General features: G+C 53.5%; 19 protein-coding genes. 14 read left to right on the top strand and 5 right to left on the bottom strand.

Annotation, left to right across the window (positions count from 1 at the left end; genetic code table 11):
- Nucleotides 1–411: 411 nt before the first annotated feature.
- From rpmH to yidC, 4 genes are all read left to right on the top strand, one after another.
- On the top strand, nucleotides 412–546 hold the full coding sequence (gene rpmH, locus GH656_RS13985; protein WP_004198824.1) for a 50S ribosomal protein L34: 135 nt from the start codon (nucleotides 412–414) through the stop codon (nucleotides 544–546).
- Nucleotides 547–591: 45 nt separating this feature from the next.
- Nucleotides 592–1077, top strand: coding sequence for a ribonuclease P protein component (locus GH656_RS13980; protein WP_153076690.1), 486 nt, complete (start codon nucleotides 592–594; stop codon nucleotides 1075–1077).
- A 114-nt stretch (nucleotides 1078–1191) separates the two neighbouring features.
- Entirely contained in the window at nucleotides 1192–1422 is a 231-nt protein-coding gene (gene yidD / locus GH656_RS13975; RefSeq protein WP_153076489.1) for a membrane protein insertion efficiency factor YidD, read from the top strand.
- A gap of 30 nt (nucleotides 1423–1452) precedes the next feature.
- Nucleotides 1453–3120 (top strand): membrane protein insertase YidC, encoded by a 1668-nt coding sequence (gene yidC, locus GH656_RS13970; protein WP_153076488.1) that lies wholly within the window; start codon nucleotides 1453–1455, stop codon nucleotides 3118–3120.
- A gap of 371 nt (nucleotides 3121–3491) precedes the next feature.
- Here yidC and GH656_RS13965 read toward each other — a convergent pair whose 3' ends face one another.
- Both GH656_RS13965 and GH656_RS13960 read right to left on the bottom strand, forming a co-directional pair.
- Complete coding sequence (locus GH656_RS13965) at nucleotides 3492–3914, bottom strand: helix-turn-helix domain-containing protein (protein WP_153076487.1); 423 nt, start codon at nucleotides 3912–3914, stop codon at nucleotides 3492–3494.
- Between the two features lie 270 nt (nucleotides 3915–4184).
- Nucleotides 4185–4610 (bottom strand): transcriptional regulator, encoded by a 426-nt coding sequence (locus tag GH656_RS13960; protein WP_153076486.1) that lies wholly within the window; start codon nucleotides 4608–4610, stop codon nucleotides 4185–4187.
- A 358-nt stretch (nucleotides 4611–4968) separates the two neighbouring features.
- Between GH656_RS13960 and mnmE the strand changes: the two genes are divergently transcribed.
- From mnmE to GH656_RS13925, 7 genes are all read left to right on the top strand, one after another.
- The gene (gene mnmE / locus GH656_RS13955) at nucleotides 4969–6369 is read left to right on the top strand and encodes a tRNA uridine-5-carboxymethylaminomethyl(34) synthesis GTPase MnmE (RefSeq protein ID WP_153076485.1); all 1401 of its coding nucleotides are present in this window, start codon (nucleotides 4969–4971) and stop codon (nucleotides 6367–6369) included.
- A gap of 136 nt (nucleotides 6370–6505) precedes the next feature.
- Nucleotides 6506–8434: a class I SAM-dependent methyltransferase gene (locus tag GH656_RS13950; protein ID WP_153076484.1), complete on the top strand. Its 1929-nt coding sequence runs from the start codon at nucleotides 6506–6508 to the stop codon at nucleotides 8432–8434.
- A gap of 212 nt (nucleotides 8435–8646) precedes the next feature.
- A complete protein-coding gene (locus GH656_RS13945) occupies nucleotides 8647–9492 on the top strand; it encodes an NAD-dependent epimerase/dehydratase family protein (protein WP_153076483.1) in 846 nt (281 codons plus the stop codon).
- Nucleotides 9493–9608: 116 nt separating this feature from the next.
- On the top strand, nucleotides 9609–11861 hold the full coding sequence (locus tag GH656_RS13940) for a glycosyltransferase family 4 protein (RefSeq protein ID WP_153076482.1): 2253 nt from the start codon (nucleotides 9609–9611) through the stop codon (nucleotides 11859–11861).
- Between the two features lie 19 nt (nucleotides 11862–11880).
- Nucleotides 11881–12351: a hypothetical protein gene (locus GH656_RS13935; RefSeq protein ID WP_153076481.1), complete on the top strand. Its 471-nt coding sequence runs from the start codon at nucleotides 11881–11883 to the stop codon at nucleotides 12349–12351.
- A 130-nt stretch (nucleotides 12352–12481) separates the two neighbouring features.
- Entirely contained in the window at nucleotides 12482–13249 is a 768-nt protein-coding gene (locus GH656_RS13930) for an ABC transporter permease (protein WP_217352257.1), read from the top strand.
- Nucleotides 13250–13318: 69 nt separating this feature from the next.
- A complete protein-coding gene (locus tag GH656_RS13925; RefSeq protein WP_153076479.1) occupies nucleotides 13319–14086 on the top strand; it encodes an ABC transporter ATP-binding protein in 768 nt (255 codons plus the stop codon).
- A gap of 309 nt (nucleotides 14087–14395) precedes the next feature.
- Here the strand turns inward: GH656_RS13925 and GH656_RS18240 are convergent, their stop codons facing one another.
- The gene (locus GH656_RS18240) at nucleotides 14396–14575 is read right to left on the bottom strand and encodes a hypothetical protein (RefSeq protein ID WP_343039014.1); all 180 of its coding nucleotides are present in this window, start codon (nucleotides 14573–14575) and stop codon (nucleotides 14396–14398) included.
- Nucleotides 14576–14721: 146 nt separating this feature from the next.
- Between GH656_RS18240 and speG the strand changes: the two genes are divergently transcribed.
- Complete coding sequence (gene speG / locus GH656_RS13920; protein ID WP_153076478.1) at nucleotides 14722–15264, top strand: spermidine N1-acetyltransferase; 543 nt, start codon at nucleotides 14722–14724, stop codon at nucleotides 15262–15264.
- Between the two features lie 14 nt (nucleotides 15265–15278).
- On the opposite strand, the gene GH656_RS13915 is transcribed toward speG, so the two are convergent.
- Nucleotides 15279–15908, bottom strand: coding sequence for a LysE family translocator (locus tag GH656_RS13915; RefSeq protein WP_153076477.1), 630 nt, complete (start codon nucleotides 15906–15908; stop codon nucleotides 15279–15281).
- A gap of 486 nt (nucleotides 15909–16394) precedes the next feature.
- On the opposite strand from GH656_RS13915, the gene sap1 reads away from it, so the two are divergent.
- Together sap1 and GH656_RS13905 are read left to right on the top strand one after the other, a co-directional pair.
- Nucleotides 16395–16736, top strand: a complete 342-nt coding sequence (gene sap1 / locus GH656_RS13910) for a surface attachment protein Sap1 (protein WP_153076476.1) — start codon at nucleotides 16395–16397, stop codon at nucleotides 16734–16736.
- Between the two features lie 410 nt (nucleotides 16737–17146).
- The gene (locus tag GH656_RS13905; RefSeq protein WP_153076475.1) at nucleotides 17147–17701 is read left to right on the top strand and encodes a YaeQ family protein; all 555 of its coding nucleotides are present in this window, start codon (nucleotides 17147–17149) and stop codon (nucleotides 17699–17701) included.
- Between the two features lie 38 nt (nucleotides 17702–17739).
- Here GH656_RS13905 and GH656_RS13900 read toward each other — a convergent pair whose 3' ends face one another.
- Entirely contained in the window at nucleotides 17740–18156 is a 417-nt protein-coding gene (locus GH656_RS13900) for a VOC family protein (RefSeq protein ID WP_153076474.1), read from the bottom strand.
- Nucleotides 18157–18282: the final 126 nt, after the last annotated feature.

Genomic DNA, 18282 nt, shown 5'->3' with positions numbered 1-18282 from the left:
CGAAGGGCTGCCGTTGGTAGGTAGGCGCGGCGACCGTTGCTGCCTGTGCCGGATAAAGCGATAGGGTGGGTGCCGCAAGCGAGGCGGCTTAGATCCGTTGCCGCCGGAAGATGCCAGCGGGGGAATCGGAACTGCGCGCAGGATTGCGAGGAGACAAACCGCGATTCTACCGCCAAAACCGATGGGCAAACGAGCTGCTCCGCTGTCTTGCCGTAGTCAGGGGGCGTCGGGGCAGCGGTGCCGGTCTGGACAGACTGGGTGGCGAGAGCTGCTTGATTATGTCGCTAAAGTATTGACGTCCAACAGAAAACCGGTTTAAATAACGGGTTCCGCGAAAACCAATCCGTGAACCACCGGCCATTGCACTTTCTGTGATGCTCGCGCGGTTAATCTCAATCAGGTGAGAGCAACATGAAACGTACTTATCAGCCTTCCGTTACCCGTCGCAAGCGCACCCATGGCTTCCGTGTCCGTATGAAAACCGCAGGTGGCCGCAAGGTCATCAATGCACGCCGCGCCAAGGGCCGCAAACGCCTGGCGATCTAAGGCCTGCTGTCAATAGCGGGGCGCGTCGTGTCTGATGTCTGCGGCATGGCTGGAGCAGCGGGTACAGCACCGGACTCACCTCCGGCGCAAGCGCCAGCAGGGTTCCCCAAAGCCGCCAGACTACTAAAAACGGATGAATTTTCATCCGTTTTTCGTTTGCGCCCATGGCGTCGTACCGCGCATTTTGTCGTCTATGCCAGGCCTACCGGCAATGCCGCGCGCCTGGGCCTTGTGACTGGCAAAAAGTATGCGCCGCGCGCTGTGACCCGCAATCTGGTGCGCCGGATCGCACGGGAACATTTTCGGCTGCGCCGCGCTGAGTTCGATGGCTGGGACGTGTTACTGCGCGTGCATGCCCGGTTTGACAAAAAAGCCTTGCCCGGAGCCTCGTCACCGCCGCTGAAAGCCTTGTGCCGCAGCGAAATTGATGTGCTGCTCGACAAGGTGGCACGTGAAATCGTCCGCCGCCGTGACGCCCCGCCGATGCCTCCCCCTCCTGCCGCTTTGCCAGCTTCGCCTGGGGCAGATTGATGCGTATCCGGGGTTCCGGTGTCAGGGTTTTTGCCAGCGGATTTAGGTGCTGCGGGCGGCATGGCAAGGCGGTTCAGTGCTGCACTCCGCAAGGCCTCTCCTGCCGCAGTTGACATGCAAACGGTACTCCTCGCGTTATTGCGTTTTTACAAGCTTGCCCTCAGTCCGCTGCTCGGCAGCCGGTGCCGTTTTTATCCGTCCTGCTCGGATTACGCGCGCGAGGCAATCCAGTATCATGGCGCCGCGCGCGGTGCTTATCTTGCGGCCCGGCGCTTGTGCCGCTGCCACCCGTTTTCGGCAGGTGGCATTGATCCCGTCCCGCCTCCCACTTCTGAAAAGCGCTGACGCGCCGTTCCCTCGCTACTGAGACAACGCATGGATATCAAACGCTCCGTCCTATGGGTCCTCCTTTTCATGTCAGCTGTCATGCTGTTCGACAACTGGCAACGTGAACACGGACGCCCATCGATGTTCTTCCCGGGCGCCAATCCGACACAAACCGCTGCCGGTGCTGTACCAGGCGCGGCCTCTGCTGCTTCCGCCGCTCAGGCCGGTAACGCTTCACAAGCCGGTGCTGCTGTTCCCGGTGATGCCGCCGTAGCAGCCAAAGCGGAATTAATCCCTTTTAGTACAGACGTCTATCGCGGCGAGATCGACACGCGTGGCGGCACGCTGGCCAAGCTCACGCTGATCAAGCAAGGTGACGGCAAGAATCAGCCGGATCTGGTGATTACGCTGTTCGACCGCACCGCCACCCACACCTACCTGGCCAGAACGGGCCTGTTCGGTGGCAATTTCCCTGATCACAACGATATCTACACGCCGGTAGCAGGGCAGCCGCATCAGCTGACGGGTGATGAAAAATCATTCCAGATCAGCTTTGCTTCGCCCGAAAAGGGTGGTCTGAAAGTCATCAAGACCTACACCTTTACGCGTGGCAGCTATGTGATTGGTGTCGACACCAAAATTACCAATGTGGGTTCAGCGCCGGTGACGCCGACGGCCTATATGGAGCTGGTGCGTGATAGCGAGCCAGTTGAAACCCCCCGGTTCTCGCACACGTTTATCGGGCCGGCTGTGTATACCGCCGAGCATCATTTCCAGAAAATTGATTTCAGCGATATCGACAAAAACAAGGCGGCCTTTGCCAATACGGCCGATAACGGCTGGATTGCGATGGTGCAGCATTACTTCGCCTCGGCCTGGATCCCGCAGCAGGGGATGAAGCGCGATATCTACGTCGAGAAAATTGATCCGGCGCTGTACCGGGTTGGCATGAAGCTGCCTTTAGCGGCAATCGCTCCTAGCCAGTCGGTTGACGTGTCGGCGCGCCTGTTTGCGGGCCCGGAAGAAGAGCGGATGCTGGAAGGCATCGCGCCGGGTCTTGAGCTGGTCAAAGACTATGGCTGGGTCACGATCATCGCCAAGCCGCTGTTCTGGCTGCTGGAAAAGATTCACAGCTATGTTGGCAACTGGGGCTGGGCGATTGTGCTGCTCACGGTCCTGATCAAGGCGGTGTTTTTCCCGCTCTCGGCTGCCAGCTATAAGTCGATGGCGCGGATGAAGGAAGTGACGCCACGGATGCAGGCGCTGCGCGAACGCTTCAAGGGCGAGCCGCAAAAAATGAATGCCGCGCTGATGGAGTTGTACAAAACCGAGAAGGTGAATCCATTCGGTGGCTGTCTGCCGGTTTTGATCCAGATTCCGGTGTTTATCTCGCTGTACTGGGTGTTGCTTTCGTCGGTGGAGATGCGCGGTGCGCCGTGGATCTTGTGGATTCAGGATCTCTCGCAGCCTGACCGGTTCTTTATCCTGCCGGTGCTGATGGCTGCTTCCATGTTTGTTCAGACGAAGCTCAACCCGACGCCGCCCGATCCGCTCCAGGCGAAGATGATGCTGTTCATGCCGCTGGCGTTTTCGGCGATGTTCTTTTTCTTCCCTGCTGGCCTCGTGCTGTATTACGTGGTGAATAACTTGCTGTCGATTGCCCAGCAGTACTACATCACCCGGATGATGGGCGCGGCAAAGCAGAAAGCCGCCTGATTGCAGGCAGATCGGTAGGGTTGGCAGCGCGACGTGCCCAGTCGTTCTGCCAGTAAGCCGCCAGGCGTGCCCTGACTACTTCGAAATGCGCTCCAGCCACTGGCTGGGGCGCATTTTTTCTATCAGCGGGAAATTCTCTTTGAATGGAGCGGGCTTCAAAACCAGTTCGCCAATTTCGAGGTGCTGCCGCTGCGCAAGTGTGGGGTGTTGGCTTGATGTAGCGCTCGCGTAATCAACTCTGCGTGGTGCGGGCTGACTAGGGCTGGAGGGGCTATTTAATGAGCGCTCTGAGCGGGCTCTGGCAGTGCCCGTAACAAAACAACGCGAAACCGCCAGGCAGATCACGCGTATTTTTATTTGCGCTAGTTCAGTTAATCGTTGCCTGAATCGCCGTAAAACTGCGTCACGAGTTCTTGCACCAGATATCGGTGATGCGGTGTCAGCGATTCGATTTTCGCGGCTAGCTCAATGGTTTCAGGAGAAAGCGGGTACTTGTCGTTCCGTGGCAGCGGCTTGGGCACCTGGCGGACCGTGCCGCCAGGCGAGGGTCCGTAATGAAGCCAGTGCAAATCGACCTTGAACCAGTCGGCCAAGGTTTGCAATTTGTCCTGGGTGGGAATCGTGCGGCCGCTCAGCCATTTATGCACCGTTTGCGGCGAAACCGGATGGGCACCGCGGTGGCGTAGATTGAAGTGCAGCGCAAGGTCAGTGCCGCCCCGCAGTTTTTCGGGAGCGCGTGTCATGGAGAACTTCAGGCGTTCGGCAAAGGCCGTTTTTTCTTGTGCGGTTGGCATGGGCGGATTGTGCAGTTGCACGACGCCAATGCAGACAACTAATTGAGATATATCTGTCTTAAGTTGGTAGCATTTAGCTCATTTCAGAGCAAGAGAAATATCGCTACAGAATTCAATGATGGCCTTCTGTATCAGTGAATTACATCAATTAGCAAAAGCCGGTGTGCTGCACCATAGGCCAGCCAGGGTCAGGCTTTATCTTGAGCAAGATCGTCTGGTGATGTCTGGTGATTGTATGGTGCAAGCGGTGCGATGTGTGGCACAGCGTTTTCAGTCTTGATCGGCATCGCCGTAAAACTGCGACACCAACTCTTGCACCAGATAACGATGATGCGGCGAGAGCGACTCTACTTTCGAGGCCAGTTCGAGTGTTTCTGGCGAGAGCGGATATTTGCCGTCGCGTGTCAGCGGGCGCGGAACGGTGCGTGTGGCCATGCTGGATGGCGGCGGGCCGTAATGCAGCCAATGGAGGTCAACCTTAAACCACTCGGCTAGCGTATGAAGCTTGTCTGGCGTGGGAATCGTACGGCCGGTCAGCCACTTGTGTGCGGTTTGCGGCGATACAGGCTCGCCATTGCGATGGCGCAGGTTGAAATGAAGCGCGAGATCGGTGCCGCCTTTGAGTTTTTCATTGACACGAGTCATTGAGAATCTCAGGCGTTCGGCGAAAGCCGCTTTTTCTTCGATAGTTGGCATGGCCGGAATTGTGCAGTTCCTCACCTGGCATGGAGACAACTGCATGCGCTAGATTTAACGCATTTTCGCAGTTGTTAGCTTGTTTCAGCACAGCAATAAACATTCGTTGTGCGCTACCGAGTGCAGTGACTCCCTTGCTTGGAAAGCCAGTCCATTCATAATTTCTTAATCATAGGCATAAAAATTAAGAATATTCTTATCCCAAGCGAGATATCCTATCCGGGCCGCTCTGTTTTTGCCCGGGACTTTCGCTGCTGATGCGATTTAAATAGGCTTAAAGCGACAAAGTGGCCGCGTTACAATGCGGCCCGCGATGCATTTGCAGCTCGCGCGTCCTACCCCTGTTCTGCTTTTACCCATGCTTACCACTGATGCCGATCCAGTCGTCGCCGTTGCCACTGCCCCTGGCCGAGGAGGAATTGGCGTGGTCCGGATTTCGTTGGGAACAGCGGGGCTGACGGCGGCCGAACAGTTGGCGCGGGCGTTGACCGGGCAGGCACTTGTGCCTCGTCACGCCAGCTATGTCCCATTTCTGGATGGCGGTGGGCAAGTGCTTGATCGCGGAATCGCCTTGTATTTTCCCGCGCCACATTCCTATACCGGCGAGCATGTGCTCGAGCTTCAGGGGCATGGCGGCCCAGTGGTGCTGCAACTCGTGTTGCAGCGCTGTCTTGAGGCGGGACGGTCGATCGGCTTACGGTTGGCGGAGCCTGGTGAGTTCACCCGGCGGGCGTTTTTGAATGACAAGCTCGATCTAGCTCAAGCGGAAGCGGTCGCTGATTTGATCGAGGCGAGTACTGAGGCGGCTGCACGCTCGGCGGGGCGCTCGCTTGATGGTGTGTTTTCACGCGATATTCACGCGCTGGTGGACGACGTCGTCACGTTGCGGATGCTGGTGGAGGCGACGCTCGATTTTCCAGAAGAAGAAATAGATTTTCTCGAAGCGGCTAACGCCCGGGGCAAGCTGGCGCATATCCGTGAGCAGTTGGCACAGGTTCTGGCCGATGCCCGTCAGGGAGCCTTGCTGCGGGAGGGGCTGTCGGTGGTGCTGGCGGGTCAGCCGAATGTCGGTAAATCCTCGCTGCTGAATGCGCTGGCGGGGGCCGAACTGGCAATTGTTACGCCAATTGCAGGCACTACGCGGGACAAAGTCACGCAGACGATTCAGATCGAAGGGATCCCGCTGCATGTCATCGACACCGCGGGCTTACGCGAAACCGATGACGAAGTGGAAAAAATCGGCATCGCGCGAAGCTGGAGCGAAATTGACCGGGCAGATGTTGTGCTTCATCTGCTTGAGGCGCAGACCGGCATGACGGGAGAGGACGAGGTGATTGCCGCGCGTTTTCCGGCTGGCGTGCCGGTGGTGCGTGTGCTGAACAAGACCGATCTGACCCGCACTGGGCCCGATGTGATGAGGCGGGACGCTATTGCGGGTGGGCAGTTATGCGAGGTGCGGCTATCTGCGCGGACTGGCGCGGGCATTGCGTTATTGCGCGCTGAGCTGCTGCGGATTGCTGGCTGGCAGGCGGGTGCGGAAGGTGTTTATCTGGCGCGCGAACGGCATCTGGTAGCCTTGCGCTCGGCACAGGAACATCTGGCGCTGGCAGCGCAGCATGCCAGTCAGAATGCTGCGGCACTGGATTTATTCGCGGAAGAACTTCGGCTGGCTCAGGAACGGTTAAATGCCATTACTGGTGAATTTACGTCAGATGATTTGTTGGGCGTGATTTTTAGCCGGTTCTGTATAGGGAAGTAAAGTTTTCGTGCTAAGCTGTAAAATCTGCCTCAAATAAATGGATAAATGATTCATAGGGATTTGATTCTCACATAAGTGCAAATCTGAATTATCCATCGTGTACTAGGTTAATTTAATAATTTTGCTGGAGTCTGGTTTGGCTAAATATGAATTTGGAGCCAGTGGTGAACTGATGTTGGCAAATGATATCAGGCTGAATCAGCAACGGCCATGGCTAGACCGTTTCCCCAGCGGAATTACAACGATTCTGGATGTTGGTGCGGGCTGTGGCTCCCATAGCAAATATTTTCTCGAAAAAGGCTTTAAGCCAACCGCGGTCGATGTTAATGATGCTGATTTTATGTTTCATGATGAAATCGAATTCATTAAGGGGAATTTAAACGCTTTGCCGCCAGAAAGGAAATTCGATGCGATTTTCATGTCGCACGTGGTGGAGCATTTTTCCAATCTCGAACGGGGGATTAACCATTTACGTTCTCTGCTAAATGAAGGTGGTTATCTCTGCGTTGTGGTGCCGCCCTACGAGCCGATCGCTTGTGACAATCACTGGCAAACGGGCTGGAACTGTGGCCAGCTTGCGATGACGCTTGCTGCGTGTGGGTTCGACTGCTCGGACGCGGTTTTTGTCGATGATGGGAAAAACGTCTGCGGCTGGGGGCGGATCCGGCCATTTGAGTTTGATAATCAGTTTACAGACAGTGGTTTTGATATCGGGTTATGTCGTGAATATTTACCTGCGGCGATGCAGGCCAGCATATTTCACAGCGAGGCCGGCAATATTCATATTCCCGATTTGGTGCTTTGTGATGAAACGGTGGCAGCCAGACGGCTGTCGCGTCAGTTCACAACGGTTCCGGGTTTCAAGCTGTCCGATGCACGAGTGCTGACTTTCGATGAATCCGTTGTTCATCGGGAGTTATCAATTGATTTCCCTGAGCCGTTGGATCTGGTGAACAACGTATTGCATGTGATTGTGTTGTGCGAAGGTGAAATTGTTCCGCTGAGAATTGCAGTGAGTTCGGATTCCGATGGCAAATATACGAATGCCGGAGAATATTGGCTCGAAAATAATTCGGGCGTTGCATGCAATGAAGTTAATGCTCGCTCATTCAAGGCGTCCGCAGGAAATATCGATTATCGGGCAATACATAAGTTGTCGCTTGGCGGTGCCAGTGCTAATTGTCTTGCAAAAATATGGATTTATCTGGGTCAAGAAAATCTGTTTTTAAGGGAGAAGAATCGGGGTGTTTCCAGTTTCTCTTTGAATAGCGATTTGTCCTTGGCCTCAGCATTGCAATATTTTCAGCTAAAAGATGCTGCGGAGTTGAATTTTCCAGAAGAAGCAGAATACCGGGAAAAGGTTATTGTATTTAATCAGCCGGTTGATTTTTTGCAGGAATCCGTTGAGATCGTCACGCTCAGTGAGGGCGAGCAGGTGAATTTGCGAATTGCATTGTCGGCCAGCGATGATGCCGATTTTACCGGGGCTGCAGAGCAATATCTTGATAACCAGTCCGGATTGTCGATTTGCCGTATTAACGCGCACCGGCTGCGTGAGAGCAATCCTGAGATTGATCTGCGCGCAATTAGAAAAATTTCCCTGGGCGGTACGGGGAAAAATAGTCTTGCCAAGATCGCTTTACGTCTTGGCTCAACCTCTGCTTTTGAGCTGTCCAGAAAAAATAATATGCCAGTGCCAACTTTAAAAGAGGACGCCGTCCGGGCATCCGAGCTGTTTTTCTATCGTAATAAGGCGCTGCTCCTGGAGCAGGACAACGCCAGAATGAATGCGCAGCTTGCCGAAATGGCCCAAGCCGCGCAGCGAAGCGCTGAAACGGCAGTCACAGAGGATCTCAAGTCGAGTTTGAGCCAGATGCAGGCTCGTCTGGAGCAGAAAACCGCTGAGCTTGATCTGATTGCGGGCATGCCTTATCGGGTTGCGCTTGAATATCGCCGTTTGCCAATTGGGGTAAGGCGCATACTGCGTTTGATTCTCTTGCCTGTCCTGTCTGTCGCTGCAAATATTCGCAAGATTTTAAAAAAGGCTGCTGGATCTGCGTCATAACGTGTTGGTAATGAGTATGAAGGGGGGGGGGCGGCGCTGGCAAATTTTATGCGCCGCCTGAAATCGGCGCAGTTCAATATCTGTGCTAACACATAATTCGATTTTGGCTGAAGCGATAAAGATTTTTTGTCGATATGCCGAAAATTCTGACATAGCTGGACCCTAAAGTTGAAATTACCGGGCCGCAACAGTCAGTTGCTCGGAGAAATGAAATGAAAAAAATGATTTTGGTCACAGGTGCATCGGGATATATCGGTCCACATGTCATCAATGCTCTGCTGGCGCGCGGGCATGGGGTGATTGCAACCGGTAGGGCACCATCCTCTAACGATCCGCGAATTCGTTATATTCAGTGCGATATCGAGGCGATCGACAGTGCTTTATTCGATTCAACCGGTTTGCCAGATGTTTGTCTGCATCTCGCGTGGCGCAATGGCTTTATGCATAACGCAAACAGCCACATTGAAGATTTGCCAGGGCATTTCGCCTTTCTCATGCGCATGGCCAGTCTTGGTGTGCGGCAGATTTCGGTGGTTGGCAGTGTGCATGAGATCGGTTACTTCAACGGTGAAATTGACGAACACACGCCGGCTAATCCACGTTCACTGTATGGCATCGCAAAAAATGCGCTGCGTGCGGCGCTAGAGATAAAACTGCCCGAGCTTGGCGCACAGCTTCAGTGGTTGCGGCTGTTTTATATTCTTGGCGATTACGAGCGTGGTCAATCTGTTTTTTCAAAAATTCTGCTTAAAGAAAAAGAAGGTCAGGCGTTTATTCCTTTTACATCAGGTTTAAATAAATTTGATTTCATTTCGCTGGCTGAGGTGTCCAGTCAAATTGCGGCGATGGTCTCGCAAAGCGAAATTAATGGCATTATTCATGGCTGCTCGGGGCGCGCAGTAACAATTCGAGAGAAAATCGACGAATTTATTGCGCAGCAAGGGCTGTCGATCAGGCCGCAGTATGGCCTGCTTCCAGACAGGGAGTATGATTCCCCCTGTATTTTTGGAAATGCCGCCAAAATTAACCAGATTTTGCAAATCACGTCTTCTAGTTAGCGCTGCCAGGTTCGCTGGGCATTAGAGTCTTGCGAGCAGCGCTGCCGAATGATATCTTGCCATGGCTTGACGAAATGACAGGTTCGCCTGCCCGGCTCTAGTTCAAGAATTTCTCTATGCCTTCAGACAAAACTTTGCGTGTTCTTTATCTTCTTGGCTGCAATGAGGGCCCTAGCAAGCGCTATCGCGTATTCAATCATATTGAAGCGCTTGGCTTATATGGGGTTCAGTCTGAATGGATTTGGGATATTGATGAAAAAATTCACAATCTGGATTATTTGAGGCAGTTCTCGATTGTTGTTGTTTTCCGTAGTGGATTTAACGACCGGGTCAATACGCTTTTTAATAATATTAAAAAGCTGGATATTCCGTTGGTGTATGACATCGACGATCTGGTTTTTGATCCAGATCTGGTCGGGCATGTGGATGCATATCGCCGGATGGATGAGGCTGGCCAGGCCAGCTATCTGGATGGAATGAAAAGTATCCGGCGGGCATTAATGCTTTGTCCGTACATCACAACTTCGACCAATTTTCTTGCTGACAAGCTGATTGAAAATTTCAATAAGCCAACGTACGTCGTTCCTTTTGGCGTTAATCTCCGGCAGCTTAAAATCAGTGAAATTGTTGCCTCTGATTTTCATGATGCAAAATTTATTGGTTATTTAAGCGGTACTTCTAGTCATCAGGCCGATTTCGCGCAGGCCGCGCCAGCGCTTCGGCGAATTTTAGAAAAATATGATGATGTTTTTCTGAAAGTAGTGGGTTTTCTTGATGTTTCCACTTATCTCGCAGGGTTAGAGCACAAGGTTTGCCGTGTTGATTTTATGGACTGGCAATACTTGATGATTGAAACCGCGACTTGCCTGGTGAATATCGCGCCATTTGAGGTCGATAGTGAGTTTTGTAAAGCCAAAAGCGAGCTCAAGTTTGTCGAGGCTGCATTAAGTGGTGTGCCTATTGTGGCTTCGGCTGTGCCCGCTTTTTGTGATGCGATCAAAAATGGTGTTAATGGATTTATTGCGCATAACGATGACGAATGGTATGACGCATTGGCTAGCGTAATCGAAGATGATGCGTTAAGAAACAGGGTGGCCGCTGAAGCAAAATTGACCATTGCCAGAACCTATTATCCGCAGCGCATTGGTGCGCGGCTGGTCGAAATTTATACTGAAATAGTAAAGTCGCACCACGGTAAGCAAAATATTACTGAAACTAGTGCGCGTTTACCTGCTGTGCCAGTGTCTTTCAGGCATAAAGAAAAAGGCTTGCGTATTTCGTGGGTGATTCCGCAGCCATTCGAGGCATCGGGCGGGCACCGGAATATTTTCCGCGCAATCAAATATCTTTCTGAATTCGGACACACTTGCACGTTACATATTCTTCCTGATAATCACCGGTTTTCTACCGGCGAAGAAGCCTATGAATTTATCAAGCGTGAGTTCTTTGATATCAAAACGGACAAGGTGGTCTGGGGTGTTGACGAGATAGAAGAGAGCGACGTTCTGGTATGTACATACTGGACTACGGCTTATGTGATTGATGCAGTCAAGTCACGTGCCCGGCTCCATCTTTATTTTCTGCAGGATTTCGAGCCGATGTTTTTCCCGATGGGTGTCGATTATGTCCGTGCGCTGGAGACGTATCGCCTGGGGTTCTATCATTTAACTTCGGGGCCGTGGCCGCTGGAAATGCTGAAAAATACCTTGGGTATTGATCGGGGGAGTTTCTTCCGCTTCCCTCTGGATCGTGGCATTTATTACCCGGCTGTAGTGGACGCTGATCAATCCACTTCAGATCAATCAATAGACCGCATCGCATTTTTTGCACGCCCGGATATGCCGCGGCGGTGTTATACGCTTGGCGTCATGGCGCTGGAAATTGTGAAGCAGCTGCGTCCTCAAGTGGAAATCGTGTTTTATGGTGACAAGAAAGAAAAATATAATAACGTGCCGTTTTCTTTCGTTAACCTGGGTATGACAGACACGATTTTTGAGCTGGGTGATTTATATCGTTCTGCAACACTTGGTGTGTGTTTTTCCACAACCAATCCATCGCTGGTGCCGTTTGAAATGATGGCTTGTGGCTGTCCGGTGGTCGATTTGAATGTCAATAATAATCACGTGAATTACGGCGGCGAAGATAATAGCGTGCTGGTTTCGCCAAATCCTAAGGCAATTGCCGATGGCATTATCCGGATACTTGATGACAAAGCATTGGCCGCTACGCTTGCGGAAAGGGGCATTGCTTTTGCCAGTCATTTTCCAACTGAAGTAGAAATGGCGCAGCTGATCGAAAAAGTGATTCTGGATCAATATCAAATTGCCCAGGAAAATGCGCTTGCTGCGCCGGAGGTGCGTGCCGTTTAACGCCATGCCGGAGTAGGGCGTGGCCTGGGCCGTGCTGCGGATGGAAAATTTCGCTGTGCTGGGGTTAGGCTGGACATATTTTTCGGGGTTACGCATGCCGCGCCGAAGGCTTCAGCAGCACGTTTTTTTGTGCTGCCATGGCGCTCGAAAGAGCGGGTTGCTCCCTGAACAGCATGAAATCCAGCTTGAACCGCTGGATGGGAGCGCAAGGGGTGACGTCTGGCATGCGCCGGCCCAAGGCCGCGATGCGACAAACCCTCGCCAATCTGCGTCGATGCGGGTAACATGCGGCACTGTTTATCGTGCTGGTTTTAGGCAAATTATGCGTATGTGTCCAGAAATGATTTCAGATAATAATCGCACCACTTTAAAATACCTCCGCCGCCAGCAGCAAAAATGCTCGATATTCAAACGTCAAAAAATTGAAATCCAGAACCTGTGTGAGAATATTCCGGGCTCTGAGGTTGGTGTCGCAGAAAGCCGGATTTAATTGGTTGATGAATGATTTTTCTGGCAAAACCGCTGACTGAGTCTGGAATTTCGAAGCAGCATAAATTTTACAGTTAAACAAGAATGCAAGTATGACTAAATCCACTTCGCTTACTTATGCGGCAACAGGGTTGGCCGATATTCGTGAATCGGTCGCTGGCTGGCGAGTGTGGTACACGCTAGCCATGAATGACGTAAGGCGGCGCTATCGCCGTTCACGTCTGGGACAATTCTGGCTGACCTTAAGTATGGCGTTGACCGTTGGGGGGCTTGGGATTGTCTACTCAACGCTGTTCAAAACAGATGTCGCTACTTATCTGCCCTATATCTCGGTCACCTTCGTTTTTTGGGGGCTTATTACCTCGGGCATCGTTGAGTCTTGTTCCTCATTTATTGAGAGCGAAGGGCTAATTCGTCATACGACGATTCCCCGTGCGACTCATTTACTGCGAACCCAGTTGCGCACCATCATTATTGCCGCGCATAACGTGATTATCGTGCCGCTGGTGTTTATTGCGTTGAGATACCCAATTAACTGGAATATTTTTTACTTTATTCCCGGTCTGATTCTGGTGCTGGCCAATATTTTCTGGATTGGCTATTTTTTGGCAATCTGTTCCGCGCGCTTTCGGGATGTGCCGCAAATTGTCGCTAGCGTCATGCAACTGGTTTTCTTTATTACGCCAGTGATGTTCCGCACTAGCCAGCTTGGCAATCACGGTTATGTTTTATTATTCAATCCTTTTGCGCATTTGCTTCAGGTGGTTCGAGATCCTTTGCTGGGGCTGCCGCCGGATATTCTTTCTTTGTCGGTGTGTCTTGTGATGGCGGTAATCGGCAATCTGATTGTCGTGCCATTTGCCGGACGTTATGCCGCCCGGGTTGTTTACTGGCTTTAATAGTCAAGATGCTGGTTCAGGGTGAGCCAGCCAATCCACGATTGCTATCAACTGAAGAACTCGTAATTTATGTCTTTGCACTTACCTCGCATTAGCTTAAGCAATGTCTCTGTCAGCTTGCCGATCTACAACGCGAGGGGCCGGGCGTTAAAAGCCGAGTTGCTGCGTCGCACCGTAGGGGGGGATCTCGGTAAATCCGTCGATCCGCAGGTTGTCGTGATCAATGCGCTCGATGATGTTTCCGTCACCCTTGAGCACGGCGATCGCGTGGCGCTGGTCGGCCGCAATGGGTCCGGAAAAACCACGCTGCTGCGCGTGCTGGCCGGCATTTATCCGCCGACGAAAGGCAAGGTGCTGATTGATGGCCGGGTCTCTGCATTGACCGATATGTCGATGGGCATGGACATGGAGGCCACGGGTTACGAAAACGTCTTGCTGCGTGCCGTGGTGATGGGGCTTAGCAGCAAGGAAGCCGACAGCTTGATTCCGGATATCGAGGAATTTACCGAGCTGGGTGAATATCTGCGTTTGCCGATCCGGACGTATTCAGCGGGCATGATGCTGCGTCTGATCTTTGGCATTAGCACGGCTGTGCAGCCGGAAATCTTGTTGCTGGATGAAATGGTCGGCGCGGGCGACGCCGCATTTGTGGCTAAAGCCAGGGCTCGGATCGAGGGGCTGATTCAAAAGGCCAGCATCATGGTTCTTGCTTCCCATGATGACCACCTGGTCAAAAATCTCTGTACGAAAGCGCTGTGGATGCACAGCGGTCATTTGCGTGCGTTTGGTCCCGTGGATGAAGTGATCGCGGCGTACCACGAACAGGCGGGTGTTTGACGTGTGCCTTGCCTCACGATGGCGGTGGCGAGCGATGCGGGCTTTGACATAAACATCCTTCAACGCCGCCGCTCAATCACGCTTTTCCCGTTAGCTGTGTGCTGGCTGAAGATGCCAGCGCACAGTCTGACGCTGGGGTTTCATACTGGGCGAATTGCTGTGCCCTTTCCCTCTTTTTTCCCTTTGCCCCTTTCTCTTTCCCGATCCTCGCCAATACAGTCCCCGCTGTTGCCAGCTTGAGCCTTGCTTGCCATCTGCGATTTATTTCTTTTCGTGCCCGCCATGAATGAGCGAAGAATCTTCCGGGTATTAATGCCGATGCCGCCAGGTTCGCAATGGATGACGCCAATCCAGTTTGCGACGGTGTGGCCCTGGATGGCGCAAGCGGTGTTCCTGCCAAAGTTCATCTGAAAACAGAAACGCGACAATCAAAAGCGGGACCACCAAAAACGCGCCGAGTATCAGATTTTCGATCACGATAGCCTCCATTCAGAGCGGCAACGCAGCATGGTTTTATTGTAGGTGGCGGTGATTGTTTTGCCGGAGATTTATCCCCGCCGATGCCGTGACGCATGCCGCTTAAACGCGTGATTCATGCCGGATAATCGGCTGTCTACTTTTCCAGGGAGTTTTTGATGACAACCCAGCACGCCCACTCGCTGACCTTGCGTCCTTTGGAGCGTGAAGATTTGCGCTTCGTTCACGAGGTGAACAACAACGCAAAGATCATGCGTTACTGGTTTGAAGAGCCCTACGAAACCTTCTCCGAACTCTCCCAGCTTTATGACCAGCACGTTCATGACCAGCGTGAACGCCGTTTTGTCGTGATTGATAGTGCAGGCGTCACGGTTGGCCTGGTTGAGCTGATTGAGCTGGATTACATCCATCGGCGTGGTGAATTCCAGATCATCATCGCGCCCTACGCGCAGGGGCATGGCCACGCGACCATCGCTACCCGGCTGGCAATTGATTACGCTTTTTCCGTGTTGAATCTGCGGAAAATTTATTTGATTGTTGATAAATCGAATGCTTCAGCGATTCACGTGTATGAAAAATGCGGTTTTCAGCACGAGGCTGAATTAATTGAAGAATTTTTCGGTAATGGCGCGTATCACAACGCATTGCGCATGTGCCTGTTTCAAAGTGATTTTCTGCAATCCAGCAAGAGCGTTAGCTAGCTGCGCGCGTTGTTTCAGCTGTGGGCTTTTTTCCATGCTGCAGCCATCACACCAGCCGCAATCAGCAAGACGCCGCCCGTGCGGTTTACCCCGCGCTGCACTTGCGGCCGCCGGATCAGGCGGCGGGCGGCGGAAGCCAGCAGCGCATAGGCGAGGGCATTGGAGCTGGCTAGCAGCACGAAGGTGGCTTCGAAAATAACGATCTGTGAGGCGATGGCCGCGTGCGGATCAATGAATTGCGGCACAAAAGCGACAAAGAAAATAATGCTTTTGGGATTGAGCGCGGTGACTGCATAAGCATGCGCAAAAATCTGCCAGGTGCGAGGGGCGCTGGCGCTGTGTGCGGTCTCGAACTGACTGGCCGGTGCGCGCCACAATTTGATGCCGAGATACACCAGATAGGCCGCGCCAAGCCATTTCAGGGCGGTAAATAACGTGGCGGAAGCCGCCAGAATCACTCCTAGGCCAAGCATCGACACGGTCATTGAGGTCAAGTCGCCTAGCGCCACGCCTGCGGTGGTCACCATCGCGTAACGACGTCCATGCCCCAGCGCGTATGAGATGACGAGCAGTACTGTCGGGCCGGGAATCGCCACCAGGATTGCTGACGCCATTGCGAACGGCAACCATTGGGCCAGTGTCATGTGAGCCTTCTCCTATAACGTGCTGCGATTAACCCATGAACATTTTTCGGCGACAAGCAACAATTTGCTGATGGCGGATAAAAATGGCCGGGATGGCATTGTTTTTATTCTATAAACGCTGAATTTCGCGGTAAGCGGGCTCTTAATTACGGAATAACTTGGTGTGCGCTGCACCATTGGCGGTGTTATCTCGCTAATGAGAGGCAGCGTGTGGACGCATTGCATGCTGACTTATGGGCCCGGGCGTTGCTAGGCATGGCAATGGCGCTGATTCGCGTGAACCTGTCGTGGCTGGTAATGCGGGGTTCAGGTTGTCAGCCGTGCGGCGTAAAAGTGGTAAATCAGCGCTGCGACAATTCGTCACTGTTGCGAGCGCACACAAGATGTTCTTGCTGCTGCGCGGGCTTCTTTTACAGTGCAAGGTACGGATCTCTCATGAAGTTAAGCACCTAGCTAACCGGAGTTGTTCCAGCACGGAGGCCAGACATGAAACAGCGAGCCGTCATTTTTTTCGCCTTGATGGGATTGATCGCCGCCTCGGCGGTAGAGGCCCAGGACGCCATCGTTAAACCACAGCAAACCATTCAACTGAAACCCAATGCGTATGGCTGCCTGTCGAAAGACAAACTCGATGCGGCTGACCGTCATGCGAAGGCAGGTGAGAAGCAAAAAATGCAGGAATATTTCTCGGGTTTTCAGTGCATTTCGACGCCCGAGAATTCGCGTTTTCGCGTCGTGCGGGTGGTTGGACATGACGTCGAATTCGTCAATGCGGGCAATAGCGACACTCAGGGCCTCTGGACCAACGATCGCTTTATCAGGCAATAAATCAGTGCGATCCGTTTGAACGGATCGCACCCAGGCTGGATACCCCAGGCAGTCCGGGCCATTTATGGATGAATGGCCCGGATTTTTTGCATCCACCGCCGCCAGCCCTCAGCCGCCAGCCGCGCTACCTGTTAGTTACCACTCGCCACCCCCATCACTCGCCGATTCGCCCGTGCGCCTGGTGCATTCGGTATCATCACGCCGCTAGTCACGTGGCTCACGCTGGCTAGCGGTGTTTTTCACCTGCTGTTTCCGCTTCGCTGCCTGTTGGCCTGCTCTTCGTCAGGTTTCGGGGCGAGCGCCATGATCCGGCTTGGGTGCCGTCACGCGCGCCAGTCTGCAATACGCAGGATGTGCGCCACCTTTCACCTTTTTCTGTCCGGTCCGCGCAGGCGGGCTGTGGGTATCGCATGGCTCTTAAATCAACGATTTATAAAGCAGAACTCCAGATCGCCGATATGGATCGGCACTACTACGGCAATCACGCTTTGACGATTGCCCGCCATCCGTCTGAAACCGATGAGCGGATGATGGTCCGTGTCGCGGCTTTTGCCTTGTTTGCGCACGAGCGGCTTGAATTTTGCAAAGGCCTGTCGGATATCGACGAGCCGGATTTATGGCAGCGCGATTTAACCGGTGCGATTGAGCGCTGGATCGACGTCGGCCAGCCCGAGGAGCGGCGCATCGCCAAGGCCAGCGGGCGTGCCGCTCAGGTGCATGTGATCGCCTATGGCGGGCGGACCTCTGAGATCTGGTGGCAAGGCGTGCGCGGCAAGGTTGAGCGGCTGCGCAATGTCACGGTGTGGTCGCTGGGTGAGGGGGTCGCGTCCGCGCTGGGTGGCCTGGCGGAGCGGACGATGCGGCTGCAATGCACGGTGCAGGACGGTGAGGCGTGGCTTGGCAGTGCTGACGCGGATGCGGTGCCGATTGAATGGTCAGTGTTGAAGGAACCGGCGAACGGGTAAAGCGTAAGCGGAATCAAGAGCATGCCGGCCGCTGGGTTTTATGCTGCGGCCGTTGGCCAGGCGGCTTGGGGTGGTCCTTTGAGTTCGATGGTGTTGCCATCTGGGTCACGCAGATAGAGCGATGGCCCAAAGCCGTCTGCGCCATAGCGCTCGGCGATTGCGCCGGGCTGCGCGCCGTGTGCCGCCAGATGGGCGGTTAGCGCAGGGCCATCGAAGGGTTCGACGCGCAGGCACAGGTGATCCAGGTTGTGCCCTGTTTGAGGCCGGCCGCCTGCTGGACTGTCGCTTCGGAGCAGATCAATCAGCGCGCGTCCGGCCCGGAGCTGAACTAGCCCGAGGTCGGGCTGGACTTTTTCCAGCGTGCAGCCGAGAACCGTGCAATAGAACTGCTGCATGGCATCGAGCGCGGAGGTGCGAAGCACCACGTGGTCAATGTCGCGGATGGATATCTTCATGACGCTCGCTCCTTTGGCCGGAATGGACTGGTTGCATCAGACAGCGCAAGTGTAGGAGACGGTACAGCTCCCGGCAAACGGACCAGTGAGGGGCCAGTGAGGCCTGTGCAGGGCGGGTGTGCGGCA

The organism is Paraburkholderia bonniea (assembly GCF_009455625.1).
GTDB classification, from domain to species: Bacteria; Pseudomonadota; Gammaproteobacteria; order Burkholderiales; family Burkholderiaceae; genus Paraburkholderia; species Paraburkholderia bonniea.
Note: the sequence above shows the minus strand (reverse complement) of the source record. Positions and strands in the feature narration are given on the sequence as shown.